This is a genomic window from Rhodoferax sp. RT5P35 (assembly GCF_056521385.1).
Map to the genome: position 1 here is coordinate 1 of NZ_JBWMAX010000184.1, position 1,287 is coordinate 1,287.

Below are 1,287 nucleotides of genomic sequence, written 5' to 3' on the forward strand. Positions count from 1 at the left end.
CCAGCTGGTTTTGCTGGGATTTGGCGATACGGGTGAGGCTTTTCAACCATAGGCTGCTGAGACTTCTTGCCATGGCTGGTGGGGTTCCAAGTTAATCGCGGGCGGGGGCGATCGCTTCGGCGTAATCGTACAGCGCGCCCAAGACTTCTTCGCCGCGCTCGTCTGCCGTCTCTGACAAAGTGTCGATTTCGGCAAACAGGCCTTCGATGGTGCGGGCTCCGCCCTCCCCGTCAAACAGGCGCGCGGCGCGGTGGGCTTCCCAGCGGGCGGCTTCCTCCGCGCTCAGGGTGGCGGGAAAGTTGCGGGCGCGGTAGCGGAACAGCAGCTCAACCAGGCGTTCGTCGTCAAAGCTGGCGCGGGCCCCGGCCAATTTTTCGGGCGACAGGGCGCGCAGGTCGTTGAGGCGGCGGCGGTCGCCATCGCCCACGAAGCCGCCGTACAGGTCTTCGTCCACATCACGCGCCTCCTGCGGCGGGCGGCTGAACACCTCGGGCCAGATGGCGCTCATATCGGGCAGTGCACGTACCTCGGCGGCATGGGCGCGCAGCGTGTCGCCCACCAGGCCCCAGCGCTCGGCCAGCGCGGGCGACAGGGTTTTCAGGTTGGACACCACCATGGGCGACTTGTTCAGGTGGATGGTCTTGATAGGCAGGCGGGTCACGCCCTCGGGCAGGTCTTCGGCCTTGCTGAACAGGCGCAGGCGGATGTCGGCGGCGTTCATCTGGCCCAGTTCAGCCGGGCTGTGGGCCAGGTCCCAGGCAATCAGCTCGTTTTTGTGCTGCGGGTGCATGGCCAGCGGCCACATCAGCGCCAGACAACCCTGCTGCGCCGGGAACATGCCGGAGATATGCAAAAACGGCTTGGCCGTCTGCAGCGTGGTGGGCAGGCCTAGTTCCGCCGCCACGCGGTCTTTTTTGTGCAAGCCCAGGCAGAAGTCGAACAGGCGCGGCTGGGCGGTGCGGATAAGGCGGGCCAGGGCGATGGTGGCGCGCACGTCGGACAAGGCATCGTGCGCGGCCTCGTGCAGCAGGCCGTTGGCACGGGCCAGGTCTTCGAGCCGAAAACTGGGCTGTCCATCGGGTTTGGTCGGCCATTCAATGCCTTCAGGCCGCAGGGCATAGGCGGTGCGCACCACGTCCAGCAGGTCCCAGCGGCCACAGTCGTTTTGCCATTCGCGGGCATACGGGTCGATCAGGTTGCGCCAGAACATGGAGCGGGTGATCTCGTCGTCGAAGCGGATGGTGTTGTAGCCCACGCCGATGGTGCCGGGCTGGCTGAAGGCTTGTT

At 65.9% G+C, this 1,287-nt stretch carries 1 protein-coding gene; it reads right to left on the minus strand.

From position 1 onward, the window contains the following. Positions 1–91 precede the first annotated feature (91 nt). The coding region (sbcB, locus tag AC097L_RS24790; protein WP_479589376.1) for an exodeoxyribonuclease I at positions 92–1,287 on the minus strand (1,196 nt) is incomplete at its 5' end.